The sequence below is a fragment of the Sphaerisporangium cinnabarinum genome (genome assembly GCF_055567015.1).
Map to the genome: position 1 here is coordinate 1 of NZ_JBVHRG010000014.1, position 23,686 is coordinate 23,686.

General features: G+C 75.2%; 25 protein-coding genes and 1 tRNA gene. 17 read left to right on the forward strand and 9 right to left on the reverse strand.

The window, feature by feature from the left end; genetic code table 11:
• The first annotated feature begins 162 nt into the window (after nt 1–162).
• A complete protein-coding gene (locus ACZ4MO_RS17865; RefSeq protein WP_499279320.1) occupies nt 163–492 on the forward strand; it encodes a tyrosine-type recombinase/integrase in 330 nt (109 codons plus the stop codon).
• 97 nt (nt 493–589) lie between these two features.
• Here ACZ4MO_RS17865 and ACZ4MO_RS17870 read toward each other — a convergent pair.
• The 3 genes from ACZ4MO_RS17870 to ACZ4MO_RS17880 form a co-directional block, all read right to left on the reverse strand.
• Nucleotides 590–666 (reverse strand) — tRNA-Pro (locus ACZ4MO_RS17870).
• A gap of 160 nt (nt 667–826) precedes the next feature.
• Entirely contained in the window at nt 827–1,807 is a 981-nt protein-coding gene (locus ACZ4MO_RS17875; RefSeq protein WP_499279311.1) for a metallophosphoesterase, read from the reverse strand.
• Nucleotides 1,771–4,107 (reverse strand): transglycosylase domain-containing protein, encoded by a 2,337-nt coding sequence (locus ACZ4MO_RS17880; RefSeq protein WP_175010018.1) that lies wholly within the window; start codon nt 4,105–4,107, stop codon nt 1,771–1,773. Before ACZ4MO_RS17880 ends, ACZ4MO_RS17875 begins: the two co-directional genes overlap by 37 nt.
• Before the next feature lie 138 nt (nt 4,108–4,245).
• Between ACZ4MO_RS17880 and sp36 the strand changes: the two genes are divergently transcribed.
• Both sp36 and ACZ4MO_RS17890 read left to right on the forward strand, forming a co-directional pair.
• Nucleotides 4,246–4,410 (forward strand): Sp36 family protein, encoded by a 165-nt coding sequence (gene sp36, locus ACZ4MO_RS17885; RefSeq protein WP_021481786.1) that lies wholly within the window; start codon nt 4,246–4,248, stop codon nt 4,408–4,410.
• Nucleotides 4,410–4,898 carry a RidA family protein gene (locus ACZ4MO_RS17890; RefSeq protein WP_085387318.1) on the forward strand — a complete coding sequence of 163 codons (489 nt, stop codon included), beginning with the start codon at nt 4,410–4,412 and terminating at the stop codon, nt 4,896–4,898. The genes sp36 and ACZ4MO_RS17890 overlap by 1 nt, the downstream gene beginning before the upstream one ends.
• A 94-nt stretch (nt 4,899–4,992) precedes the next feature.
• Here the strand turns inward: ACZ4MO_RS17890 and ACZ4MO_RS17895 are convergent, their stop codons facing one another.
• The gene (locus ACZ4MO_RS17895) at nt 4,993–5,628 is read right to left on the reverse strand and encodes a Crp/Fnr family transcriptional regulator (protein ID WP_170982154.1); all 636 of its coding nucleotides are present in this window, start codon (nt 5,626–5,628) and stop codon (nt 4,993–4,995) included.
• Nucleotides 5,629–5,767: 139 nt separating this feature from the next.
• Between ACZ4MO_RS17895 and nth the strand changes: the two genes are divergently transcribed.
• Nucleotides 5,768–6,493, forward strand: a complete 726-nt coding sequence (nth, locus tag ACZ4MO_RS17900) for an endonuclease III (protein WP_209828593.1) — start codon at nt 5,768–5,770, stop codon at nt 6,491–6,493.
• Nucleotides 6,494–6,526: 33 nt separating this feature from the next.
• Here nth and ACZ4MO_RS17905 read toward each other — a convergent pair whose 3' ends face one another.
• Together ACZ4MO_RS17905 and ACZ4MO_RS17910 are read right to left on the reverse strand one after the other, a co-directional pair.
• A complete protein-coding gene (locus ACZ4MO_RS17905; protein WP_257418509.1) occupies nt 6,527–7,471 on the reverse strand; it encodes an alpha/beta fold hydrolase in 945 nt (314 codons plus the stop codon).
• Nucleotides 7,468–8,250: a winged helix-turn-helix transcriptional regulator gene (locus tag ACZ4MO_RS17910; protein ID WP_255437391.1), complete on the reverse strand. Its 783-nt coding sequence runs from the start codon at nt 8,248–8,250 to the stop codon at nt 7,468–7,470. The genes ACZ4MO_RS17905 and ACZ4MO_RS17910 overlap by 4 nt, the downstream gene beginning before the upstream one ends.
• Nucleotides 8,251–8,605: 355 nt before the next feature.
• Here ACZ4MO_RS17910 and ACZ4MO_RS17915 point away from each other — a divergent pair, with 355 nt between their 5' ends.
• From ACZ4MO_RS17915 to ACZ4MO_RS17925, 3 genes are read left to right on the forward strand one after another with little or no spacing between them, the layout of a single operon-like run.
• Complete coding sequence (locus ACZ4MO_RS17915) at nt 8,606–9,340, forward strand: hypothetical protein (protein WP_043654716.1); 735 nt, start codon at nt 8,606–8,608, stop codon at nt 9,338–9,340.
• Nucleotides 9,337–9,819 carry a thioredoxin domain-containing protein gene (locus ACZ4MO_RS17920; RefSeq protein WP_186810509.1) on the forward strand — a complete coding sequence of 161 codons (483 nt, stop codon included), beginning with the start codon at nt 9,337–9,339 and terminating at the stop codon, nt 9,817–9,819. Before ACZ4MO_RS17915 ends, ACZ4MO_RS17920 begins: the two co-directional genes overlap by 4 nt.
• 36 nt (nt 9,820–9,855) lie before the next feature.
• Nucleotides 9,856–10,335, forward strand: a complete 480-nt coding sequence (locus ACZ4MO_RS17925) for a DUF4395 domain-containing protein (RefSeq protein WP_255437390.1) — start codon at nt 9,856–9,858, stop codon at nt 10,333–10,335.
• A gap of 18 nt (nt 10,336–10,353) precedes the next feature.
• Here ACZ4MO_RS17925 and ACZ4MO_RS17930 read toward each other — a convergent pair whose 3' ends face one another.
• Nucleotides 10,354–10,749, reverse strand: a complete 396-nt coding sequence (locus tag ACZ4MO_RS17930; RefSeq protein WP_255437389.1) for a DsrE family protein — start codon at nt 10,747–10,749, stop codon at nt 10,354–10,356.
• 254 nt (nt 10,750–11,003) lie between these two features.
• On the opposite strand from ACZ4MO_RS17930, the gene ACZ4MO_RS17935 reads away from it, so the two are divergent.
• The 9 genes from ACZ4MO_RS17935 (at nt 11,004) to ACZ4MO_RS17975 (ending at nt 18,602) form a co-directional block, all read left to right on the forward strand.
• Nucleotides 11,004–11,600, forward strand: a complete 597-nt coding sequence (locus ACZ4MO_RS17935; protein WP_175010015.1) for a heme-binding beta-barrel domain-containing protein — start codon at nt 11,004–11,006, stop codon at nt 11,598–11,600.
• A gap of 67 nt (nt 11,601–11,667) precedes the next feature.
• Nucleotides 11,668–12,810, forward strand: coding sequence for a CAF17-like 4Fe-4S cluster assembly/insertion protein YgfZ (gene ygfZ / locus ACZ4MO_RS17940; RefSeq protein WP_255437388.1), 1,143 nt, complete (start codon nt 11,668–11,670; stop codon nt 12,808–12,810).
• Nucleotides 12,807–13,955, forward strand: a complete 1,149-nt coding sequence (locus tag ACZ4MO_RS17945; RefSeq protein ID WP_175010014.1) for an FUSC family protein — start codon at nt 12,807–12,809, stop codon at nt 13,953–13,955. The genes ygfZ and ACZ4MO_RS17945 overlap by 4 nt, the downstream gene beginning before the upstream one ends.
• Nucleotides 13,956–14,081: 126 nt before the next feature.
• Entirely contained in the window at nt 14,082–14,414 is a 333-nt protein-coding gene (locus tag ACZ4MO_RS17950) for a type II toxin-antitoxin system prevent-host-death family antitoxin (RefSeq protein WP_175010013.1), read from the forward strand.
• A gap of 10 nt (nt 14,415–14,424) precedes the next feature.
• Nucleotides 14,425–14,862, forward strand: coding sequence for a type II toxin-antitoxin system VapC family toxin (locus tag ACZ4MO_RS17955; protein ID WP_061267981.1), 438 nt, complete (start codon nt 14,425–14,427; stop codon nt 14,860–14,862).
• Between the two features lie 10 nt (nt 14,863–14,872).
• Nucleotides 14,873–15,211 carry a DUF2516 family protein gene (locus tag ACZ4MO_RS17960; RefSeq protein WP_286185721.1) on the forward strand — a complete coding sequence of 113 codons (339 nt, stop codon included), beginning with the start codon at nt 14,873–14,875 and terminating at the stop codon, nt 15,209–15,211.
• Complete coding sequence (locus tag ACZ4MO_RS17965; protein WP_255437387.1) at nt 15,208–16,305, forward strand: asparaginase; 1,098 nt, start codon at nt 15,208–15,210, stop codon at nt 16,303–16,305. Before ACZ4MO_RS17960 ends, ACZ4MO_RS17965 begins: the two co-directional genes overlap by 4 nt.
• A complete protein-coding gene (dtd, locus tag ACZ4MO_RS17970) occupies nt 16,302–16,742 on the forward strand; it encodes a D-aminoacyl-tRNA deacylase (RefSeq protein ID WP_175010012.1) in 441 nt (146 codons plus the stop codon). The genes ACZ4MO_RS17965 and dtd overlap by 4 nt, the downstream gene beginning before the upstream one ends.
• A gap of 222 nt (nt 16,743–16,964) precedes the next feature.
• Complete coding sequence (locus tag ACZ4MO_RS17975; protein WP_175010011.1) at nt 16,965–18,602, forward strand: glycosyl hydrolase family 18 protein; 1,638 nt, start codon at nt 16,965–16,967, stop codon at nt 18,600–18,602.
• A 49-nt stretch (nt 18,603–18,651) separates the two neighbouring features.
• On the opposite strand, the gene ACZ4MO_RS17980 is transcribed toward ACZ4MO_RS17975, so the two are convergent.
• Nucleotides 18,652–19,677 (reverse strand): CorA family divalent cation transporter, encoded by a 1,026-nt coding sequence (locus tag ACZ4MO_RS17980; RefSeq protein ID WP_108047806.1) that lies wholly within the window; start codon nt 19,675–19,677, stop codon nt 18,652–18,654.
• Complete coding sequence (locus ACZ4MO_RS17985) at nt 19,677–19,907, reverse strand: hypothetical protein (RefSeq protein ID WP_043659205.1); 231 nt, start codon at nt 19,905–19,907, stop codon at nt 19,677–19,679. Before ACZ4MO_RS17985 ends, ACZ4MO_RS17980 begins: the two co-directional genes overlap by 1 nt.
• 504 nt (nt 19,908–20,411) lie before the next feature.
• Here ACZ4MO_RS17985 and ACZ4MO_RS17990 point away from each other — a divergent pair.
• The gene (locus tag ACZ4MO_RS17990) at nt 20,412–23,474 is read left to right on the forward strand and encodes a LuxR C-terminal-related transcriptional regulator (protein ID WP_175010010.1); all 3,063 of its coding nucleotides are present in this window, start codon (nt 20,412–20,414) and stop codon (nt 23,472–23,474) included.
• Nucleotides 23,475–23,686: the final 212 nt, after the last annotated feature.

The window sequence follows — 23,686 nt, forward strand, 5'->3', positions numbered from 1 at the left end:
TGTTCTGGATCGAACGCACCTACAACCGGCGTCGGCGCCAGCGTGCCCTCGGCAAGCTCACCCCGGTCGAGTACGAGCTCGCCTTCACCGCCCAGAACGCCGCCCTTGCGGCATGATCACCACTAACCCCGTGTCAACCGTTCCTGCAGCAGTCCCCTGGCACTGGTCCCGAGTCTCAACCCGAAGGAGTGGACGCCCCGCGACCTGCGGCACTCGTTCGTTTCGCTGATGTCAGCCGAGGAGATCCCGCTCGAAGAGATCTCGCGGCTCGTTGGGCACTCCAGCATCGAGGTCACCGAGCAGGTCTACCGGCAGGAGCTTCGGCCTGTGCTCCAGGCCGGGACCAAGGCGATCGACGCGTTGTTCGTCGAGGTGGGATCGGACGTCCACTGGACGATGGACCCACTGTTCCCGGTGGCATCCGCGCGGGGTGGCGGGACCTCGAACGGTCGCTCGACGTCGCCTCGTGGCGGTTCGAACAGAAACCCGTAGATGCCCACCTAGATGCCCAGAGGCGTTTTCGGCCCTCAGAGGCAAAACAAAAGGCCCTCCGACTTCAGCGTTTCCGCTGGTCAGAGGGCCTTTCGGCTGGTCGGGGTGACAGGATTTGAACCTGCGACCTCTTCGTCCCGAACGAAGCGCGCTACCAAGCTGCGCCACACCCCGGTTGCTCGTCCACGTGACGGTCCGACGGGAAGATCCCCGTCTTCCCCGCGGGAAGCCTGCCCAGAATAGCCGACGAAGTGCCGTGCCACGAAACCCGATCCCCGTGACCCCGACGACACCCGCCACCGACCGCCCTCGGCGGAGGGGTGGGGCGTCGTCGTCAGCGCGTCGTCAGGGTGAGGAGCGTCGCCTCGGGGCGGCACGCGAACCGGATCGGCGCGAACGGGGACGTGCCTGCGCCGGCGGAGACGTGCAGCCACGTCGAGTCCTCGCCGCCCGCGGCGTCGGGGCGGGGGCCCGGCCAGCCGTGCAGGCCCTTGGCCCGCTTGCGGTCGATGTCGCAGTTGGTCACGAGCGCACCGAACCCGGGGACGCAGAGCTGCCCGCCGTGGGTGTGGCCCGCGAGGACGAGCTCCGCGCCGTCGTCGTGCATCTGGTCCAGGACCCGCCGGTACGGCGCGTGCGTGACCCCGAGCCGGAGCACGCCGCCCTCCGGCGGAGCGGCCGGGGCCTGCGACTCGGGCGCGGGGAAGACGTCGCGGTCGAGGTGCGGGTCGTCGACGCCCACGAGGTCGAGGCGGACGCCGCCGACGTCGAGGACGTCCCGACGGTTCGTGAGGTCGACCCACCCGGCGTCGCGCATCGCGCCGGCCATCTCGGCTGCGGGCAGGAGGCGGGCCTGCGACGCGAACGGCAGCCGCGCGTCGGGCAGGAGGTAGCGCGCCGGGTTCTTCGGGACCGGCGCGAAGTAGTCGTTCGAGCCCAGGACGAACGCGCCGGGCACCGCCAGGAGCGGGGCGAGGGCGTCGAGCAGCGGCTCGAGCGCGTCGACGTGCGCGAGGTTGTCCCCGGTGTCGACGACGAGGTCGGGCTCGAGCTCGGCGAGCGAGCGCACCCACTCGATCTTGCGCCGCTGGGTCGGGACGAGGTGCAGGTCGGAGACGTGCAGCACCCGCAGGTCGCGCGACCCGGGCGGCAGCACGGGCACGGTCGCCTCACGGAGCGTGAAGAGCTTCGTCTCCACGTGCGCGTACGCGACGCCCGCCACGCCGACGGCGGCCAGCGCCCCCAGCCCGCGCAGGGCCCGGCGCGCCCCGTCGGCGCTCAGCCGTTCCCCCCGCCGCCGAGGCCCTCCAGCCACGCGCCGAGGTCGCTCTCGCGGCCCGCGCCGTTGCTGCGGTCGCCGCGGTCGCCCCGGCCGCCGCCGGCCTCGCTGTCGGGCTGGTTGTCGTCGGGCTCGTCGCCGCCCGGCTGCTGACCGCCCTGGTCACCGCCGTCCTGGCCGCCCTCGGGCGTCGACGGGGTGCGCGGCGGGGGCTTGGGGGCGTTGACGCGGCCCCAGTCCGGCTCGGCGAACCCGGGTGCCGGCTGGCCGGCGAGGATCTGGTTCATGTAGTCGCGCCACGTCGGGGCGGCGAGGCTCGACCCGTACCAGTACGGACGCGTCTTGCCGTTGATGGTGAAGCGGCCGTTCATCTCGACGTCGTTCTCGGCGTTGCCGATCCACACGGCCGTGGCGACCTGCGGCGTGTAGCCGATGAACCACGTGTGCTTGTTGAGGTTCGCGGTACCGGTCTTGCCCGCGGCCGGCCGGCCGTCGGCGAGCGCGTTGCCGCGGCCGGAGCCCTGGGTGAGCACCTGCTGGAGCGCGTACGTGACGGTGTTGGCGACCGCGGGGTCGATGGCCCCGGGCTGGCAGTTCGCCGACGGGACGGGCAGCTCCTCGCCGTCGCCCGCGACCACCTTCGTGATCGCGATCGGCTGGCAGTACGTGCCGCCCGCGGCGAACGTCGCGTACGCGGCGGCCATGTGCATCGGCGACGAGTTCTGGGTGCCGAGGATCATCGACGGCACGATCTCGATGTCGGTCTTGTCCTTCGACGACGGCGTGAAACCGGCCGCCTTCGCGGTGTCCGCGACGCCGCAGAGGTCGAGCTGGGAGGCGATGGTCGTGTAGGCCGTGTTGACCGAGTTGTAGGTCGCCTTGAGCACCGTCATCGAGCCGCTGCCCGGGCCGTCGGAGTTCGCGGGCGTCCACGGGTCGTTGCCGAGACGCTTGCAGCTCGCGCGGAAGTCCCGGCTGCCGATCCAGGTGCGCTTGTTCGCGTTGACCGTGTCGTAGAGCGAGTGCCCCTCCTTGAGCCACTCGGCGAGGACGAACGGCTTCCAGGTGGAGCCGGGCGAGAACCCGCGCGAGCCGCCGTGCGCCTCGTCGGTGCTGTAGTTCACGGCCGTCGTGTTGGGGGCGGGGTCCTGCGTGTTGTCGAACGCGCGGTTCTGCGCCATCGCGAGGATCTTGCCGGTCCCCGGCTCGATCGACACGATCGCGTCCTCGATCTGGCTCGGGTCGTCCGCCGGGACCGCAGCCGCCGCGTGCTGCTCCGCGGCCGCCTGCATGTTCGGGTCGAGCGTCGTGTAGATGTCCAGCCCGCCGCGGTACAGCAGCGCCTCGCGCTCGGCCTTCGTCTCGCCGAACACCGGGTCCGACATGATGACCTTCGTGACGTAGTCGCAGAAGAACGCCGAACCGCCGGACGCCTGGCAGCCCGCCTCGAGCGGCTGGATGGCGAGCGTGTCCGCGATGGGGGTGGCCAGGCCGGTGTCGTACTCCTCCTTGGTGATGTACCCCTGCTGGTACATCGTGTTGAGGACGACGTTGCGGCGGTTCTGGGCCTTCTCCGGGTCGGCCGTCGGGTCGTACGTGGACGGCGCCTTGGTGATCCCGGCGATCGTGGCCGCCTGGAGGTAGTTCAGGTCCTTCGCCGAGACACCGAAGTAGTGCCGTGCCGCCGTCTCGACGCCGTACACGGAGCGCCCGAACTGGGCGATGTTGAGGTAGCCCTGGAGGATCTCCTCCTTGCCCATCCTCTTCTCGAGCGAGATGGCGAGCTTCGCCTCGCGCGCCTTGCGCCCGAGCGTGTCGGCCTTGGCCTCGTGCTGCGCCATGACGTCGCCGTCGCGCACGGCCTGCTCGATGAGGACGTTCTTCACGTACTGCTGCGTCAGGGTCGAGGCGCCCTGCGTCGAGCCGCCCGTGAGGTTGTTGACGAACGCGCGCGGGATGCCCTCGACGTCGACCCCGCCGTGCTCCCAGAAGCGCTTGTCCTCGATCGCGATGACCGCGTTCTTCATGGGCTCGGAGACCTGGTCCAGCGGGACGACGATGCGGTTCTCCGTGTAGAACGTCGCGAGCCGCGTCGTGCCGTCGTTCGCGTAGATGCGCGACTGCTCGGACAGGGGGCCCGGCTCGAGGTCGGCCGGCAGCTCGTCGAACACCTCCACGGCGGTGTCCGTCGCCGTGTTCGCCCCGGCGGCCAGCGGCACGAGGAGCCCGGCCGCGAGCACGCCGCCGACACCGGAGACCAGCACGAACGCCAGGAAGAGGGCGACGAGCTGGTACGCGTTGATCTGCCGGCCGCGAGGACGCACAGGGGAAGCCATGGTGCCAACCCTACGGGAGCAACCCCGGGAGAGGCCCGGAGAGCCGCCTCTCCCGGGTGTGCGGGTTGTGTAAGCATCCCGGGACGGCGCGCCCGTCCGGCCGCGCCGCGGCCCGCACCGTCCGACTACGCTCGCCCCATGGCAACCACGTGGGAGTACGCGACCATCCCCCTCATCATCCACAACACGAAGGCCGTCCTCGACCAGTGGGGCTCCGACGGCTGGGAGCTCGTCCAGGTCGTGACCGGCCCGGACGGCAACGGCCTCGTCGCCTACCTCAAGCGCCCCACCGGGGAGAAGTAGTGGCGGGCGTCCCCGCCGGGACGGTCGCCGCGCGCCTCGCGGAGCTCGGGATCACCCTGCCGCGGGTGGCGGCGCCGGTCGCCGCCTACGTCCCCGCGGTGCGCACCGGCCGGTACGTCCACACCTCGGGCCAGCTCCCGTTCGTCGACGGCGCGCTGCTCGCGACGGGCAAGGTGGGCGACGGCGAGGGCCTCGTCGCACCCGCCGACGCCGCGGACCTCGCGCGGGTGTGCGCGCTCAACGCGCTCGCGGCCGTGCACGACGTCGTCGGGAACCTCGACGACGTCGTCCGGGTGGTCAAGGTGGTCGGTTTCGTGGCGAGCGACCCGTCGTTCACGGGCCAGCCCGGCGTCGTGAACGGTGCGAGCACCGTCCTCGGCGAGATCTTCGGCGAGGCGGGGGTGCACGCCCGCAGCGCCGTCGGCGTCGCGGTCCTGCCGCTCGACGCCCCGGTCGAGGTGGAGCTCGTCGTCGAGCTGGCGGACTAGCCTTCACGCCCGCACGAGAACGGGGTCGGCGACCAGATCCGGGAGGATCCGGTCGCCGACCCCGTTCTCGTCGACGTCTCGGCGGTGCGGCCGATCAGCGCGCGCGGCGCTCCAGGCGGTCCATGTCGAGCAGGACGACGGCCCGGCCCTCGCGGCGGACCCAGCCGCGCGTCGCGAAGTCGGCGAGCGCCTTGTTCACGGTCTCGCGCGACGCGCCGACGAGCTGCGCGAGCTCCTCCTGCGTGAGGTCGTGCGCGACGCGGATGCCCTCGTCCGTCTCCTCGCCGAACCGGGTCGACAGGTCGAGGAGCGCCTTGGCGACGCGGCCCGGCACGTCGGAGAACACGAGGTCGGCCAGCGTCTCGTTCGTGCGGCGCAGGCGGCGCGCGAGGGCGTTGAGCAGGTGCTTCGCGACGCTCGGGTGCTTCTCGATCCACTCGACGAGCTGGTCGTGGCCGAGCTCGTAGATGACGGAGTCGGCGACGGAGCTCGCGGTGGCGGTGCGGGGGCCCGGGTCGAAGAGCGAGAGCTCGCCGAACATCTCGCCGGGGCCGAGGATCGACAGGAGGTTCTCGCGGCCGTCGTTGGAGCGGCGCCCCAGCTTGATCTTGCCGCTCGCGATCACGTAGAGGCGGTCGCCCGGCTCGCCCTCGCGGAAGAGCACGTCCCCGCGCGAGAGCTCGATCTGCTGCATCGACTCGAAGAGGGTGCGCGTCTCGTCCGCGTCCATCGTCGCGAACAGGGGGGCGGAGAGCACAACGTCGTCGTCCACGCGGGGTGTCCTATCGTCTCGTCCTCGGAAATGTTCCAGGACAAGTCTGCCCTACCGCTGCAACTCGGGTGTCGGGGGCGGCGGCTACGGTGGGTTCGTGACCACCACCGAGCAGGCCCGCGCGCAGGCTCCGAAGCCCGAGTCGCACCTCGCGCTCGTGCGGCGCGCGCGCCGCACGAACCGTGAGCTCGCGATCACCTACCCGGACGCGCACTGCGAGCTCGACTTCACCACGCCGCTCGAGCTGCTGGTCGCGACGGTCCTCTCGGCCCAGACGACGGACAAGCGCGTGAACCTCACGACGCCTGCGCTCTTCGCGCGGTACCCGGACGCCGCGGCGTACGCGTCGGCGGACCGGGCCGAGCTCGAGGAGATCCTGCGGCCCACGGGCTTCTTCCGCGCCAAGGCCCAGTCGGTCATCGGGATCGGCCAGGCGCTCGTCGAGCGGTTCGACGGCGAGGTGCCCGCCCGCCTGGAGGACCTCGTCTCCCTGCCGGGCGTGGGCCGCAAGACGGCGAACGTGGTGCTCGGGAACGCGTTCGGCGTGCCGGGGCTGACCGTGGACACGCACTTCGGCCGCCTCGTGCGCCGCCTGGGGTGGACCACGGAGGAGGACCCGGTCAAGGTCGAGCAGGTCGTCGGCGGTCTGATCGAGAAGTCGGAGTGGACCATGCTCTCCCACCGGCTGATCTTCCACGGCCGGCGCGTCTGCTTCGCGCGCAGGCCCGCGTGCGGCGCGTGCACGATCGCACGGTGGTGCCCGTCGTTCGGCGTCGGCGAGGTCGACCCGGTCAAGGCGGCCGCGCTCGTCAAGACGAGCTGACGGTCTCCCGCCGACGGCCCGGCGGCCGCTCGGTCAGCCCGCGGGCCGCTGCGTCGTGGGGAGCCAGTCCAGGAGCAGCTCCGTCACGGTGTCCGGCGCCTCCTCGGGGAGGAAGTGCCCGGCGTCGTCCACGACCTCGAAGCGGAAGTCCCGGGCGAGCGCCGCGCCGTCGGCGTCCGCGAGGTCGCGGCGCAGCAGGCCGTCCTGCGCCGCGTGCACCTGGAGGGCGGGGACCTCCACGGGGTGGCGGAGCGCGGCGAGGAAGCGGCGCCCGTCGGGCCGGGGGGTGGAGCGCACGGCCCAGCGCAGCGACTCCATCGCCGTGTGCGCCGCGAACGGGATGCGCATGACGGTGCGGTACGTGTCGACGACGTCGGGTGCGAAGGGTTGTGCGGCGCCCGTCGCGAGCACGTCGGCGACGAGGTCGCCGCGGACGAGCGCCCGCTCGGGCAGGGTAGGCACCTGGTAGAACGCGAGCTGGCGCCGCGCGGCGGGCGTGAGCAGCCGCCGGGCCGACGTGTGCAGGCGGGCGGGGTGCGGCGCGGAGAACGCGGCGACCCCGGCCGTCACGGCGGGCTGGAGCGCGGCCATCGCCCAGGCGAGGCTGCCGCCGGTGCCGTGGCCCACGACGACCGCGCGGCCCGACCCCAGCGAGCGGATCACGCCCGCGATGTCGCGCGTGCGCGTCGGGGCGTCGTAGCCGATCGGCGGCTTGTCGGACGCACCGACGCCGCGCACGTCCATGGCGGCGACGCGGTAGCCGGCGGCGGCCAGCGGCTCGAGCTGGTGCCGCCACGCCCACCAGAACTGGGGGAAGGAGTGGAGGAGCACGACGAGGGGCGGGCCGGGGTCCCGCACGCCGCGGTCCTCGGGACCCGCGAGCGCGACGTGGAAGCGGGCCCCGTTGGCCGGCACGAACTCGTGGCGCCAGGGGCCGTCGAGGAGGGCGGACGTGAAGTCGGAGGGGTCGGGCGTCACCCGGACGAACCTACCGGGGTACCGGACCCGCTGTCCGCGGACGACGCGGCGTCCGCCCCGGTGGCATCGGTCCCGCCCGGCTCCGCGGCCGCCGCCGGGCGGCGGTCCTTCGGCGGGTCGAACCGGTAGCCGACGTTGCGCACCGTGCCGATGAGCTGCTCGTGCTCCGGCCCGAGCTTCGCGCGCAGGCGCCGCACGTGGACGTCGACGGTGCGCGTGCCCCCGTAGTAGTCGTAGCCCCAGACCTCCTGGAGGAGCTGCGCGCGCGTGAACACGCGGCCCGGGTGCTGGACGAGGTACTTGAGGAGCTCGAACTCCTTGTACGTGAGGTCGATCGGGCGGCCGCGGAGCCGCGCGGTGTAGCCGCTGGCGTCGATCGCGAGCTCGCCCGCCGCGATCTCCTGCGGGCCGTCCTCGGCCGGTCCGCGCGCGGAGCGCTCGATGACGAGCCGGAGCCGGGCCTCGACCTCGGCCGGGCCGGCGCCCTCCAGCAGGAGGTCGTCCGCACCCCACTCGGCGGTCACCACGGTGAGCCCGCCCTCGGTGAGCACGAGCACGAGCGGGACCGTCAGGCCCGTGGCGTGCAGGAGCCGGCACGTGGTGCGGGCGGCGACGAGGTCGCGGCGCGCGTCCAGCAGCAGGACGTCGGAGTCCGGCGCGTCGACGAGCGCCGACGGCTCCATGGGCAGGACCCGGATGCGGTGCGAGAGCAGGCCGAGCGCGGGCAGCACCTCGACGGAACCGCCTGTCGCGGGGGTGAGGATGAGCAGGTCGGCCATCCGGCACCTCCTTCCGGGTCGCGGGGCGCGGGCGGCGCCCCCGGGCGTCGACGCGTGGCGACCGGGCGGACGGACCTCTACGGGGCACGCCACGTCGTCGGCCACGTCCTCGGTCCGTGGACGGTTACCGTATCGCGTGCCGGCCGCGCGCACGGTGCGTGTCTCACATCGCGCGCGTCCTCTCCCTCGCCGGTGACAGCGCTGCCCGACGGCGACGCGGCAGCCCGCCCGCGCGACCGCCGCTCGATCGCGGAGCGGGGGCCGGTGAGCGGCGCGCGGCGAGTCTCTGCGACACTCTGAGGCGTGCTGCACGACCCGACGCCCTCCCGCGACCCCCGAACGGGGCGCTGACCGCGTGGACCTCTCGACCCGTGCCGTCGTGACGGCATGCCTGGCGGCGGTCGTCGCCGTCGCCGCGTTCTTCGGCCCGCTGCCGCTCACGATCGCGTCGGGCGCCCTGGCTCTGGGCGTCGCGATCGGCTGGCCGCGGCTGCTCGACATCCCCGTCCACGGCGGGACCCGGGTCGTCATCGCGATCGCCGGGCTCGGCGCCGTGGCCGCGACCGCCGCGACGCACGGCGAGCCCGCGCTGCGCCACCTGCCCGTCGTGCTCGCGCTCTCCGTCGTCCTCGCGTTCGTCGCCGAGCTCCTGCGGCGCGACGGCCGTCCGCGCCTCGTCGAGTCGCTCATCGGCACGGTGAGCGGGATCGTCGTGGCGACGTCGAGCGCGGGCTGGATCGCCGCGGGCCGGACCGACGCCGGCGAGTCCCTCGTCGTGACGACGGCCGTCGCGCTCGCCGTGGCGTCCGCGGTGTCCGCGCTGCCGCTCGGCGGGTGGCTCAACGCCGCGCTCACGCTCGGCCTCGCGGTCCTCGCGGGCGGTGCCGTCGGCTATGTCATGCCCGACCTCGAGCTGCTGGGCGGCGTCTGGGCGGGGGTCGTCGCGGGCCTGCTCGTCGCGTCGCTGCACGCGCTCTTCGACCAGCTCCCCGAGCTGCGCGGCCGGCTGGGCGCGTTCTCGGCGACGGCCCTGCCCGTCGCCGTCGGCGGGACCCTGATCTTCGTCGTCGGCCGGGTGATCGTCGGGTGACGCCGTCGCCGCTCGCCGTCGTGCTGCTCGTCGTGACCCTCGTCGGGACGGCGGTGCTCGGCGTGCGGTGGCAGCGCCGCCAGGGTGTGGTGCGGGCCGCGCGCGAGGGAGCGGGCGCCGCGTCGTCCGCCGCCGGGCCCGCGGCCGTCGACTGGGCGACGCACGGCGTCGCGCTCGCGGAGCGCCGCACGTTCGTCCAGTTCTCCGCCGAGCTCTGCGCGCCGTGCCGGGCCACCGCCCGGGTCCTGCGCGACGTGAGCGCCGCGCACCCGGACGTGACGCATCGTGAGATGGACGTCGACGACCACCTCGACCTGGTGCGAACATTCGGCATACTGCGCACGCCGACCGTCCTCGTGCTCGACGCGGAGGGCCGGGAGGTCGCCCGCGCGAGCGGTGGCATGAACCGCGCCCAGGCGCTCGCGGCGCTCGCCGTCGCGGGCCCGGGCGCGCAGCCCGCGAGCGCGCCAGGCAGCTGACCGCCGTCTCCGACGGCCCGACCGGAGGAGACCCGAGTGAGCGACCAGGCAGGCCCGGAGGCCACCGTCACCGAGCCGGACGGCACGCCCGTCGGCATCGACCCGCGCGGTCCGCGCGCGGGGGCGGGCATGACGGCCGTCCTGCTCGCCGTGGTCATCCTGCTCTGGACGTCGCCCGCGGCGCTCGTGCTGCTCGCGGTCGTCGCGGCGAGCTTCCTGCTCGGTACCGTCCGCGGCGCGCAGGGCACCTGGCAGGCGGCCGTCTACCGGCTGGTCCTGCTCCCGCGCATCGGCCCGACGACGGAGCGTGAGGACCCGAGGCCGCCGCGGTTCGCGCAGGCGGTGGGCCTGGTGATCACCGGCGCCGGGGTCGTGCTCGGGCTGCTCGGCGTCGCGGGCGCCGTGCCGGCCGCGGCGGCGCTCGCGCTCGTGGCCGCCGTCCTCAACGCCGCGTTCGGCCTGTGCCTCGGGTGCGAGCTGTACCTGCTGCTGCGCCGGGTCGCGCCCGCCCGCTGACGGCCGTGCGCGGGTCGGTCAGTAGACGAGCGCCTGGGCACCCTCGCGCAGCGCCTCCTCGACGAACACCGCCGCCCCCGCGATGCGCACGCCGGGCAGGACGTCGTCGGCCGTGATCCCGCGGCGCGCCGCGCACTGGGTGCAGACGGTCACCGTGCCCGTGGCGAGGACCGCGTCGAGCAGGTCGGGCAGCGGCGCCGCGTGCTCGAGCTCGAGCTCGGCCGCGCGGCCCGGCACCCCGAACCACGCCGCCTCGCCCGTGAGCCAGACGCTCACCTCGACGCCGGCCGCGACGGCGGCGGCGGCGACGGTGAAGGCCTGGTTCGCGGCCTCGGGCCGGTCGAGCCCGGAGGTCGTCTTGACGACGAGCGAGCGGGAGCGGGGGGCGGCGGCAGGGAGCGAGGAGTCGGTCACGCGGCCGAGCGTAGCCCCGCGGGTGACCACGGCCACGGCGTGCCGGTGCCGTCCGGCCGGTAGGATCGCCCGCATGAGCCCGCACACTCTCGAGCTGATCTTCCTCGGCCTGCTCCTCGCGGCGACGGTCACCATCACGTGGTTCGCCGGGTACGTCGTCTACAAGCTCTTCAAGGGCCAGCGCTGACGTCACCGCACGGGGCCCGTCCCCGCGCGGGCGCCGCGCGTCGCCCGACTCCGAGAGGTGGTCGCTGATGCCGTTCGAGTTCCCCGAAGGCCTCGCTCCCGAGGTGTACCCGCTCGCCTGGCTCGTCGGGAGCTGGCGCGGCGAGGGCGTCGTGAAGTACCCGGGCATCGAGGAGACGCCGTTCGTCCACGACGTCGTGTTCGACCACGACGGCGGCCCCTACCTGCGGTACGAGTCGACGCTGCGCGTCCTCGACGCCGCGATCCCCGAGACCGTGCCCGCGGAGGGCGAGTGGCCCGAGCGTGACGAGGCGACCCTCGACGCCGCGGCCGCCGCGTCGCCCGTCTGGTCGACGGAGACCGGCTACTGGCGCGTGTCGACCGACCGGCCCGAGGGCCTGGAGGACGACCGCCACCCCCTCGAGGTCCTGATCGCCGACCCGGCGGGCCGCGTCTCGGTGTACCTGGGCGCCGTCGGCAACGGCCGCGTGGACCTGGCGAGCGACCTCATCGCGCGCACGTCCACCGCGTCCGAGGTGACGGCCTCGAAGCGGCTCTACGGGTTCGTCGAGGGCCAGCTCCTGTGGGTGTGGGAATTGGCGGCCTTCGGTCAGCCGTTGCAGTCGTACGCGTCCGCGAAGCTGACCCGGCGCCCGTCGGCCTGACGCGCAGGCCACCGGGCAGCCCCGTAGGCCTGCCAGGACCGGACGCGTCGACGAAGGAGGACCACCCGTGACCACCGGTTACACCAGCCCGCTCCTGTCCCGCCACGGCGCCGTGCCCGCGACGGGCCCCGACGAGGGCGTCGCCTGGCACTACGGCGACCCCACCGGGGAGCAGCGCGCGCTGCGCACGGGCGGCGCCGTCGTCGACCAGTCGCACCTGGGCGTCGTGACGGTCACGGGCCCGGACCGGCTGAGCTGGCTGCACTCCATCACGTCCCAGGACCTCACGGACCTCGCACCGCGCACCTCGACCGAGCTGCTCGTGCTCTCGCCGCAGGGCCACGTCGAGCACGCCGCGTCCGTCGTCGACGACGGCACGACGACGTGGCTCGTCACGGAGCGCTCGCACGCCGCCGACCTCGCTGCGTGGCTGGACCGCATGAAGTTCATGCTCCGCGTCGAGATCGCGGACGCCACGGACGAGTGGGCCGCGCTCGGCGAGCCGGTCGACGCCGAGGGCACCGAGGACGAGCCCGTGACCTGGCGCGACCCGTGGCCGCACGTCCTCGCGGGCGGCACGCGGTACGGGCCGCCCGAGGACGAGCACCCGGGGCGGGAGCGCCCGTGGCGGCTCGTGCTCGTCCCGCGCGCGGAGCTGGCCGACTCCGTCGCGGCGCGCGAGGCCGCCGGGTGGCGCCTCGTGGGCACGTGGGCGAGCGAGGCCGCCCGCGTCGAGGCCTGGCGCCCGCGGCTCGCGACGGAGGTCGACCACCGGTCGATCCCGCACGAGACCGACTGGCTGCGCACCGCGGTCCACCTGCACAAGGGCTGCTACCGGGGGCAGGAGACCATCGCGCGCGTGCACAACCTCGGGCGCCCGCCGCGCCGCGTCGTCATGCTGCACCTCGACGGCTCGGGGCACCTGCTGCCCGCACCGGGGGCCGACGTCACGCTCGACGGCCGCTCCGTCGGCACCGTGACGTCGGTCGCGCGCCACCACGAGCTCGGGCCGATCGCGCTCGCGGTCCTCAAGCGGAGCGCGCCGGTCGACGCCGAGCTCCTCGTCGACTGCGACGGAGGCGCGATCTCCGCGGCGCAAGAGGTCGTGGTGCCCGGCGAGGGCGTCTCCGTCGACCGTCCGGCCGCGCGCGGCCCCGTCGGGCGCGGCGTCACGCCGCGCGGCGAGGGCGCACCCACGAGCATGCTGTGACGTCGGGGCCGGCGCGAGGGCAGTCCTCGGGTCCGGGGGCGGTCGACGTCGCCCGGACCGCGTGGCGCCGGCTCCTCCTGCGGGCCCGGATCCGGCAGGGCGCGTCGCGCGTGCGCGTGGCGCTGTGGCCCATCCTCCAGGCGTCGGCGGCCGCGGGTCTCGCGTTCGGCATCGCGCGGTACGGGCTCGGGCACACGGCACCGTTCTTCGCGCCCGTCTCGGCGTGGATCTGCCTCGGCTTCAGCCAGGACCGGCAGCTCCGCCGCGTCCTCGAGCTCGCCGTGGGCGTCGCGATCGGCGTCGGCCTCGGGGACCTCGTGGTCCACGCGATCGGGTCCGGCTGGTGGCAGGTCGCGGTCGTGCTCGCGGTCTCGGCGCTCGCCGCGCGCTTCATCGACCGGGGCGCGATGCTCACGACGCAGGCGGGCGTGCAGGCGATCGTCATCGTCGGGCTCCCGGCCGCGCAGGCGGGCGGCCCGCTCGGGCGGTGGACGGACGCGCTCGTCGGCGGCGCCGTCGCGCTCGCCGTTGCTGCCCTCACGCCGGGCGACCCCCGGCGACGACCCCGTCTGCTCGGGTCCGAGGCGACGACGGAGCTCGCGGGCGTGCTCGACGTGATCGCCCGCGGCCTGCGGGCGCGCGACCCCGCGGACCTCGACGCCGCGCTGGTCCAGGGCCGCGCGTCCGAGGGTGCGCTGGAGGAGTGGCAGTCGTCCGCGTCGTCCGCGCGCGAGCTCGCGCGCGTGAGCGCGGCGGGCCTGCGGCACCGCGACGAGCTGGGCGGGCTCGAGCGGCAGGCGGTCCTCGTCGACCGCGCGATGCGCAGCGTGCGCGTCCTGGCGCGGCGTGCGCGGCCGGTCGCGAGCAGCCCGGACGACCACGAGCTCGACGCCGTGGCGGACCTCGTCGGCCGGTTCGGCGCGGGGGTGCACGTGCTCGCCGAGGCGGTCGGCGCGGGCCGCGACCCGGCGGTCGCGCGCGAGGTCCTCCTCGAGGTGGCCCGGAGCGCCGACCCCCACGTGCTCGGCGACGGCGACTGGCAGGTGCAGTCGCTCGTGATGCTCGTGCGGTCGCCGATCGTCGACGCCCTGGAAGCGGCGGGCGCGACGCCCGAGCAGGCGCGCGACGCGCTCCCCGAGCTCTGAGCGCCGGCGCGTGGCGGGTGCGGGCGGCGCCTGCGCTCGCGGTGCGCGCCGCCTGGGCGCACCGGGTATGCACCAGGGGACGACCGGCCCCTGCACAGCGGCACCGCGGGCCGGTACGGTCGGGGCATGGAGGTCCCTGTCAGCGCGCTGCGCGCCGAGCTCAAGTCGTGGATCGAGCGGGCCAGGGACGGTGAGGAGGTCGTCATCACCGAGCGCGGCGTGCCCGTCGCCCGGCTGACCGGCGTCGCGACGGCCGACCTCGTCACGGAGCTCGTGCGCGACGGCGTCCTGGTGCCCCCGGCGGGGGAGCGTCCCGTGCACACGGTGCCCGCGCCGGCGCTCGTCGCGGCGACGGACGGGCCGCGCCCTGCCGGGCCGGACGGGTCGCGTCCCACCGACGGCGCCCGGGCCGCCCGCGGCGGCGGGGTCGCGGCGCTCGTGCGCCGGATCCGGCGCTGAGGGTCCCGCGGTGGCCCTCGTCTACTTCGACGCGAGCGCGCTCGTGAAGCTGTGCGTCCCCGAGGCCGGCTCCGCGCTGGCGAGCCGCCTGTGGAACCGTGCCGACGTCGTCGTCACGAGCCGCCTCGCCGACGTCGAGGTCCGCGCCGCGCTCGCCGCGGGGGCCCGCGGCGGGGTGATCGACGGCTCGGCGCACGCCCGCGCGCTCGGCACCTGGGACACCCTCCGGCCCGCGCTGCACGTGGTCGAGGTGTCCGGCGCGGTCGCCGACCGCGCGTCGCGCCTCGTCTCCGCGGGGTCGATGCGCAGCAACGACGCGGTGCACGTGGCGAGCGCGCTCGCCGTCGCGCACGACGACACGGTCGTGGCCGCCTGGGACCCCCACGTCGTCACGGCGGCGCGTGCCGCCGGGCTGCGCGTGGTGCCGTGGCCGCTCGTCAGACCGTAGGCTCGTGCCCGTGGGAATCTTCGGGTCGCTGCAGTGGATCGTCTACCTCCTCCTGTCGCTGGTCGTGTTCGGGACGCAGCTCTTCGCGCTCGTGGACGCCCTCCGGCGGCCTGCGAGCGCGTTCACGGCGGAGGGCAAGCTGAGCAAGCCGATCTGGCTCGCGATCCTCGGCGTCGCCGCGGCGCTCGGATTCCTCTCGATCCCCCTCGGCGGCGGGATCAACCTCGGCTTCATCGGGATCATCGCGGTCGTCGCGGCGATCGTGTACCTCGTCGACGTGCGCCCGCGCCTCCAGCCGTACGGGAACGGGCGCGGCAACGGGTCGTCCGGCCGGCCGGGCGGCTGGTGAGCGCCGCGGTGACCGACGGCGTCCGCACCGGGGTCGCGCGCGCCGCCGTCCCGCTGGCCGAGGTCGTGCGTGGTGACCTCGTCGAGTCCGTCCACACGGGCCACCTCGTGCTGCTGGACGCCGACGGCGGCACGCTCCTCGAGCGCGGCGACGCCGGCACGGTGATCTGGCCGCGCTCGAGCGTCAAGCCGTTCCAGGCCGTCGCGATGCTGCGGCACGGGCTGCGCCTTCCGCCGCGCCTCCTGGCCCTCGCCGCCGCGAGCCACGACGGCGAGCCCGAGCACCTCGCCGGGGTGCGCGAGATCCTCGCGGGCGCCGGGCTCGACGAGTCCGCGCTGCGCAACACCCCCGACCTCCCGCTGCACCCGCCCGCCGCGCTCGCGTGGCAGGAGGCGGGGAACGGCCCGGCGTCGATCACCCAGAACTGCTCCGGCAAGCACGCGGCGATGCTCGCGACGTGCGTCGTGGCGGGCTGGGACCCGCGCACGTACCTGGAGCACGACCACCCGCTGCAGGTCGCGGTCCGGGAGGCCGTCGCGGAGGCGACGGGCGTCGCGGTCGAGCACGTCACGGTCGACGGCTGCGGGGCGCCGCTCTTCTCGACGACCGTGCGCGGGCTCGCGCGCGCCTTCGGGCGGCTCGCCGCGGCCCCGCAGCACGACCCGGGTTCCCCCGAGGCCGAGGTCGCGCACGCCATGGCGGCGTTCCCCGAGATGGTGGGCGGCACGGGCCGCGACGCGACGCTCGCGATGCGCGCCGTCCCGGGCCTGGTCGCCAAGGACGGGGCGGACGGGGTGTACGGGGCCGCGCTGCCCGACGGCCGTGCGCTCGCCCTCAAGGTGCTCGACGGCGCGTCCCGACCCCGGCCGGCGGTGCTCGCCGCCGCGCTGCGTCGTCTCGGCGCGCTCGACGTCGCGGGGACGGACGGGCCGGCGCTCGACGCGCTCGGCGACGTGCCGGTCCTCGGTGCCGGGCAGCCGGTGGGCACCGTGCGCGCGGTGCTCGACGAGGCCGGTGCGGACGTCGTGCGGGACGACGCGCGGAGCCCCGCGCACGTCGCCGCCGCGCAGCACCCCGACGGGGGACGGTCGTGAGGGCCGTCGTGCAGCGCGTGACGCGCGCGAGCGTGAGCGTCCTGGCCGAGGACGGGACGGCGGAGGTCGTCGGCGCGATCGACCGACCGGGCCTCCTCGCGCTCGTCGGCGTCACGCACGACGACGGCGACGCGCAGGTGGAGACGATCGCGCGCAAGATCGCCGAGCTGCGGATCCTCGCGGGGGAGCGGTCCGTGCTCGACGACGGCGCGCCCGTGCTCGTCGTCAGCCAGTTCACGCTCTACGCGGACACGCGCAAGGGCCGACGCCCGTCGTGGAACGGCGCGGCGCCCGGTCCCGTCGCCGAGCCGCTCGTCGACGCGGTCGTCGACGCGCTGCGCGCCCGCGGGGTCGAGGTCGCGACCGGACGGTTCGGCGCGCACATGGCGGTCGACCTCGTCAACGACGGCCCGGTCACGCTGATCCTCGAGGCCTGACGCGCCGCCGTACGGGCTGTCCCGTACGGGATGTGCGTACGCAGGACCGCGTACGCCGCGCGACGTGCGTGACGCGAAGAGTGTGGGAAGCACGTAGTCCCCCCGCGCCCGCCCGCGGCTACGGTCGCTGACGTCAGCCGGTCGCTCAGGCCCCGCAAAAGGCCGCACCGCCGCGCGTCCGTGCGGGTCGGCGACCGACCTCGTCGACGAGAGGTTCTCTCGATGCACCGTCCTCGCCCGTCCGCCCCGCGCCCCGCTCGCGCCACGCGCGCGGCCGCCGGCCTCACCGCCCTCGCGCTCGCCGCGAGCGGGGCCGTCGCCGCCGCGACGACCGCCGCCGCCGCGCCCGCCGACCTGACCGCCACGACGGCGGCCACCGCCCCCACGCCCGACTCGCCGAACGGCGACGCCGCCCTCAACGGGTACCGCAACGTCGGCTACTTCATGTCCTGGGCCCCGGAGAACTACGGCTACACCGTGCGCGACTTCGTCGAGTCCGGCCAGGCCGAGCAGATCACCCACGTGAACTACGCGTTCGGCAACATCCACCCGACCGACCTCACGTGCTTCCTCGCGGACGCCCCGGGCACGCCCGAGCCGGGCGGGAACGACGGCGCCGGCGACGCGCAGGCCGACTTCGTGCGGGCCGTCTCCGCCGAGGACTCCGTCGACGGCGTCGCGGACACGGCGGACCAGGCGCTCGCCGGCAACTTCAACCAGCTCCGCAAGCTCAAGGAGCAGCACCCCGACACCAAGGTCCTCATGTCGCTCGGCGGCTGGACCTGGTCGAAGTTCTTCTCGAAGGCCGCGGCGACGCCCGAGAGTCGCGAGAAGTTCGTCGCGTCGTGCATCGACCTCTACATCGACGGCAACCTGCCCGTGATCGACGGCCGCGGCGGCCTCGGCGCGGCCGCAGGCCTGTTCGACGGCATCGACGTCGACTGGGAGTGGCCCGGGGCGCCCGACTGGTCGCAGCACCCCGAGAACCACGTCGACCCCGTCAACGACAAGGCGAACTTCACCGCCCTCCTCGCCGAGTTCCGCAAGCAGCTCGACGAGCGCGGCGCCGCGCGGGGCGAGGACTACCTGCTCTCCGCCTACATCCCGGTGAGCCCCACCGTGGTGAACGCCGGCTGGGACGCCCCCACGATCTTCGACTACCTCGACTACGGCAACATGCAGGGCTACGACCTGCACGGCGGCTGGTCGCCGAACCTCGCCGGGCACCAGGCGAACCTCCACGACACCACGCAGCCGGGCACGATCTCGCTCGAGGACGGCATCGACCTCTACCTGTCGCGCGGCGTCGACCCCGCCCAGCTCACGCTCGGCATCCCGGCGTTCGGCCGCGGCTGGTCCGGCGTCGAGGCCGGCGACTCGAACGGTGCCTGGCAGCCCGCCGCGGGCGTCGCCCCCGGCACCTACGAGGCCGGGAACAAGCAGTACTTCGAGCTGCGCGACCACGGGACGGAGTACTTCGACGAGGCCAGCGGCGCCTCGTGGCGCTACGACGGCGACCAGTGGTGGAGCGTCGACACGCCGCGCGCCGTCGCGCACAAGGCGTCGTGGATCACGGAGAAGGGCCTCGGCGGCTCGATGTTCTGGGACCTCGCGGGCGACTACGAGGACGAGCTCGTCGGCACGGCGGCCGACGTCTACCGCGCGGGCCCGGCCGGTCCGGTCGACCCGACCGCGCCGGGCTCGTGCTTCCCGGGCTGGGACCGCAGCACCTCGTACGTCGGAGGGCGCGTCGTCGCGCACGAGGGCGTGAACTACCGCGCCGCGTGGTGGGTCCGCACGAACGTCCCGGGCACGGAGAAGTGGTACCCGGCCTGGCGCGTCGTCGGCACCTGCGCCTGACCTGAGGGTGCGGTGCGCGGCCTCGGCCGCGCACCGCACCGTCCGGCGTTCAGCGCAGCCAGCCGCGGCGCTTGATGTACGCCAGCGGGATGACCGCGGCGACGAGCGTCACCAGGACCGTGAGCGTGAACCCGTACGGCCGGTCGAGCTCGGGCATGTGCGTGAAGTTCATGCCGTAGAACGACGCGATGAGCGTCGGGGGCAGGAACACCGCGGTGATGATGGTGAAGACCTTGACGATCTGCGCCTGCTTGACGTCGAGCGACGTCATGATCGCCTGCTGCAGGTAGCGCACCTTGTCGTGCTCGAACCCGGCGTGCTGCTTCACGCCGTCGACGTCCGCGACGAGGGTCTCGACGAGCCCCGCGAGCACCGGGTCCGAGTCCGCGATCTCGCTGCGCAGGTGCCGCGCGGCGCGCGCGAGCGAGAGCTGGGACTCCTGGGCTCGCGACACGATCTCCTCGGCGCGGTTCATACGCGTGATCGTGTCCTGCATGTCGCTCACCCCGATCTCCCGGCCGCGCGAGTCGACGCCGCGCGTGGCCTCGTCGATCTCGTCGGACATGTCCTCGAGCAGGTCGCTCGCGTAGGACACGACGCGGTCCGCCGCCTCGTTGAGCGCGTAGAGCAGCGCGTACGCGACGCCGTACGACGAGCCGATGAGCCACGGCGTGCGGCGCATGCGGGCGATCGCCTTGTCGAAGACGGCGTAGTGCCGCTGCGGCTGGGCCGTCACGACGACGTCGGCGGACAGGGCGAGCACGATGCGCTCGTCCACGACCCGGTCGCCGTCGCGCCGGGTCGCCGTCACCGGCAGGTAGACGTGCGCGTCCGTCTCCCAGACGCGCCCTCCGGCGGCCGCGAAGTCGACGCCGTGCTCGGCCGCGCGGGCCGCGGACTCCGGGTCGCCCACCGCGACCTGCACCCAGCGCGAGCGCAGGACGCGCGGGTCGAACCGGGGCGCGCCGTCGCCGTGCGCACGGGCGTGCAGGTCGAGCCCGCCGCGCGCGGGGGCGGGCAGGCGGGTCTCCGTCCGGGGAGCGAGGCCCGGGGTCTCGGGCAGCATCGTCGTCATCACGCACCGCCGGCCGTGAAGTGCGCGGTGAGGAGCGCGGCGCAGATGAACAGGTAGAGCCCCACGGTGAAGGAGATCGACTGCCGTTCGAGGTTCGGCCGGCGCGCGCGGCGCCGCTCCTCGCGCGGGGCACGCAGGGGCGTCCGGGCGGGGCGCGTCCGCACCGGGGTCGCGGCAGGGGTGGCGACGGGCGTGGTGGCGGGTCCCGTGGCAGGGGAACGCTGGGTCATGGTGGTCGTCCTTTCCGGCGGGCGGACGCACGGGCGCGGCCACGTACGGGCGGCGCGGGAGCGTCGGCGGGGGAGGTCCGGCGGCGCGCACGAGGCGCGCGCGGAGCGCACTGGCGACCTCCCCGCGCGGGACGGACGACGGCCGGGGACGCAGGGACCTGCGTCGGCCGGGCTCAGGCGTCGGGTCGCGAGCCACGGGGGGTGAGCGCGCAGTGCACGGATCTATGACTGCTGCCGTCAGGCATGGGGCTCACCTCGCTCTCGTGGCGGCGGCGCCGTGGGCGCCGCACCCGGGTCGGGACGCACGAGGGTCGTGGCCGCGACGGGGATCGAGCCCAGGCTAGCCCTCCGGGCAGCGGGCAGCAACCGTCGAGGTGCGGGCGTCGGCCCAGGTGGCGGCCGTGTGACGGGCGGGAAACGATGAGGTGATCCCTTGTTTACGGAGGGTTGTTAACATTTCATCCGGTCGACGGGCGACGAAGCCCCCGGACGGAGGGTCCCGACATGTCAGAACAGCAGGACTACATGGTTCCCGAGCCGGTCCGTCGCGCGGACTCGCGGTTCGCACGACGGCTCGAGCGGCTCTCGTCCCGCGCGCAGGAGGTCGACCGCGCGCTCGCCGCCGTGAGCGAGGGCAAGGGCGGTCTCGTGTGGACCGCCGAGCACGGCATGGGTGCGAGCGCGACGCTCGAGCTGGTGTGCGAGGCCGTCGCGACGCACGAGTTCGCGCAGCCGACCGTCACGCTCCGCTGTCGCCCGCCCGCGGGCGTCCCTGCTCCGGGGTCGGCCGTCGTCTCCGTCGTGTCGCAGGTGTCGCAGCTCGCGGGCGGCGTCGTCCCCGAGCGGCTCACGCGGGTCCTCGAGCCGGTCGACCCAGGCTTCGGCTACCTCCCTGAGGTAGCGGCGGTCGCGCTCGCCGAGCTCCTCGTCGCGACGTTCGACGGCGCGACCGTCGTCCTCGTCGCCGACGACCTGCACCTCCAGGACGAGCTGAGCCGGTCGGTCCTCGCGAGCCTCGTCGCGCAGCGGCACGCGCCCGTCGTCCTGCTCGGGACCGCGCCGGCGGGTGCGCTCGACCCGTCCGTGGGGCCGTTCGAGCTGCGCGCCGTCCCGCCGCTCGCGCCCGCCGACGCGCTCCACCTCCTGCTCGTCGAGCGTCGGCTCGCCGTCGCCCCGCACGTCGCGGCGCGGCTCGCGCACCTCCTCGGCGGCAACGCCGCGGCGATCACGCAGACGGCGGCGCTCCTCACGCCCGAGCAGCTCTCGGGCGGGTCGATCCTGCCCGACCCGCTGCCCGCGGTCCCCGCCGTCCGGTCCCTCTTCGCCGACCGGCTCGCCGCGCTCAGCGAGGCGGAGCGCCAGGCGCTGCTCGTCGCGGCGGTCGCCGTCGTCGACCGCACGGAGCTCGTGCTGTCCGCGACGGGGCTCGCGATGGAGCAGGTCCTCGACGGCCCGCTCGCGGAGCACCTCGTCCTCGCGGGGGGCCGCTTCGCGTTCGTCGACCCGCGCATGCGCTCGCTCGTCCACGCGGACGCGCGCCTCGCCGAGCGCACGGCCGCGCACGTGGCGCTCGCGGAGGCGCACCGGCGCGCGGGCGAGGAGGACGTCGCGGTATGGCACTCGGCGCTCGCGACCCTCGTCGGCGACCCGGCGCTCGTCCCGGGCCTCCTGCGCATCGCGCGCCGCCACCTCGAGCGCGGCGACGTCGTCTGGGCGCACGAGGTCGCGCGCGAGGCGGCGAGCCAGGCGGGCGCCGAGCACCGTGCGGAGGCGTTCGCGATCGCCGGGGTCGCGGCCCTGCGGTCGGGCCACGTGCAGGACGCCGCCGACTGGCTGCGCAAGGCCTCGCGGAGCGGGGACGACGCGCTGCGCGCCTGCACGCTCGGCCCGCTCGTCGCGGCGCTCACGCTCGCCGAGGGCCAGGTGCCCGACGACGTCCTGTCGCCCTACCTGCGCGGGGGGCGGCCGGACGGCCTCCCCGTGGACGCGGTCGCCGGGGTCGTCACGGGCGTGCTCACGGCGGCGCGGCTGCACGCCGAGCGGGGCGACGGCGTGAGCACGTCCCAGCTCCTCGACACCGCGACGTTCCTCGCGTCGTGGTGCGAGGACGACGCGACCGCGGCCCGCCTCGCGCTCGCCCGGTCGTGGGCCGCGGTGTTCGGGGTGGGGGAGCGCGGCGTCGTGCCCGACGTCGACCTGGGCCCGGACCACGAGGCCGCGCTCCAGGTGAGCCGGGCCCTCGGGCTCGCCGCCGACGACCGGCTGGACGACGCCGCGCAGACGCTCGCGAGCGTCGTCGCCTCCCTGGCCCCGGTGCGCGACGGCGGTCGGTGGTTCGACGGCCCGGACGCCGCCCTCACACCGCTCGCCGAGGCGCACGTCCGGCTCGCGCAGGCGCTCGTGCACCTGTGGCGCGGCACCCTCACGCGCGCCGCGGACGAGCTCGCGGAGGCCGCGTTCCGGCTGCCGCTCGGCCTGCCCTTCGCGGGGATGGGCGTGGCCGCCGCGCGTCGGCTCGACATGATGACCCGGGGGGTCGTCGGGCCCGTCGCGACGGCGCTCGAGGAGACGTGCGCGAGCCCGACGTCGCGGCCCGTGCGCCTCGGCCTGCTCGTGGACCGCGCGATGGGCGCCGCGTTCGCCCACCACGTGACCCAGGCCGCGACGCTGCTCGAGCTCGCCGCGGAGCGCGAGCGCCCCGACAGCGCACGCATGCTGCCGCTGCCCGGCCTGGACGACGTCGAGGCGTGGGTCGTCGCCGGGCGCCACGACGCGGCGCAGCGCGCGCTCGCGCGGCGCCGGGTCGACGCCAAGGAGCTGCCGCCGTCGCTGCGGTCGGCGACCCTCGTGCGCGCCGACGTCTCGCTCGCCGCGCCCGAGGACCTCACCGCGCCGCTCGAGCGGGCCACGCGCGTGAACCGCACGACCGCGTCGCCCTACGAGCACGCGCGGACCGACCTGTGCGCTGCGCGGGCCCTCGTGCGCGCGGGCGAGCTGCAGCGCGCCCACGGCCTGTTCCTGTCCGCGATCGAGCTGTTCGACGACGCGGGCGCGGACGCCTGGACGACGATCGCGCTCGACGAGCACGCCGAGGTGGTCCGCCTCCTCGGCGGCCCGGTGCCCGAGGACCTGACCGTCGCGGTGCCCGGCCCGCCCGGTGTCCCCGGCGTCCTGGGCGGCGGAGCCGTCGGCCCGGCCGGGGCGTGGCCCCACGCCACGCGGGCCGCCGGCCTGCCCGCCGCGGCCCTCGGGGTCGCGCGCGCCGGCGCCGAGGCGCAGGCCGCGCTGCGCACCGCCCCGCCGGACGCGTGCCGGCTCGCGGTGCGCGAGAGCGACGTGACGGACGAGGCGCTCGCGGAGCTGCGGGGCCGGTGGGCCGACGAGCTCACGGAGCGCGAGCTCGACGTCGCGCTCCTCGTCGTCCAGGGGGCCTCGAACCGGGAGGCGGCGGACCAGCTGTACCTGTCCGTGCGCACCGTGGAGGTCCACCTCGGGCGCGTGTTCCGCAAGCTCGGCGTGCGCTCGCGCGTCGAGCTCACGGTCCTGGCGCACCGCGTGGGCCGCTGAGCTCGGGGCACTTCGGGGGCACGTGTCCATCTATGTCCCGGTTTGTCCTACGGGTCTTCCCCTACGCCGACCGCGCGGACGCGCCGTGAACACTGCGGGAAGCGCGGATCACGCGCGGGGTCCGGCGTGGCTACGTTCGGGGAGACCTGAGGGCAGGGCGGCCCCGAGCACGACGCCGTCGCAGCTCCCCGCACGAGCACGAGGCAGGACCC

Excerpts from the sequence above, each read along its gene's own strand:
- ACZ4MO_RS17880 (WP_175010018.1), bottom strand. The coding sequence starts at position 4,107 with ATGGCTTCCCCTGTGCGTCCTCGCGGCCGGCAGATCAACGCGTACCAG.
- sp36 (WP_021481786.1), top strand. The coding sequence starts at position 4,246 with ATGGCAACCACGTGGGAGTACGCGACCATCCCCCTCATCATCCACAAC.
- ACZ4MO_RS17895 (WP_170982154.1), bottom strand. The coding sequence starts at position 5,628 with ATGGACGCGGACGAGACGCGCACCCTCTTCGAGTCGATGCAGCAGATC.
- ACZ4MO_RS17910 (WP_255437391.1), bottom strand. The coding sequence starts at position 8,250 with ATGGCCGACCTGCTCATCCTCACCCCCGCGACAGGCGGTTCCGTCGAG.
- ACZ4MO_RS17935 (WP_175010015.1), top strand. The coding sequence starts at position 11,004 with ATGCCGTTCGAGTTCCCCGAAGGCCTCGCTCCCGAGGTGTACCCGCTC.
- ACZ4MO_RS17950 (WP_175010013.1), top strand. The coding sequence starts at position 14,082 with ATGGAGGTCCCTGTCAGCGCGCTGCGCGCCGAGCTCAAGTCGTGGATC.
- ACZ4MO_RS17975 (WP_175010011.1), top strand. The coding sequence starts at position 16,965 with ATGCACCGTCCTCGCCCGTCCGCCCCGCGCCCCGCTCGCGCCACGCGC.
- ACZ4MO_RS17980 (WP_108047806.1), bottom strand. The coding sequence starts at position 19,677 with ATGACGACGATGCTGCCCGAGACCCCGGGCCTCGCTCCCCGGACGGAG.
- ACZ4MO_RS17985 (WP_043659205.1), bottom strand. The coding sequence starts at position 19,907 with ATGACCCAGCGTTCCCCTGCCACGGGACCCGCCACCACGCCCGTCGCC.
- ACZ4MO_RS17990 (WP_175010010.1), top strand. The coding sequence starts at position 20,412 with ATGTCAGAACAGCAGGACTACATGGTTCCCGAGCCGGTCCGTCGCGCG.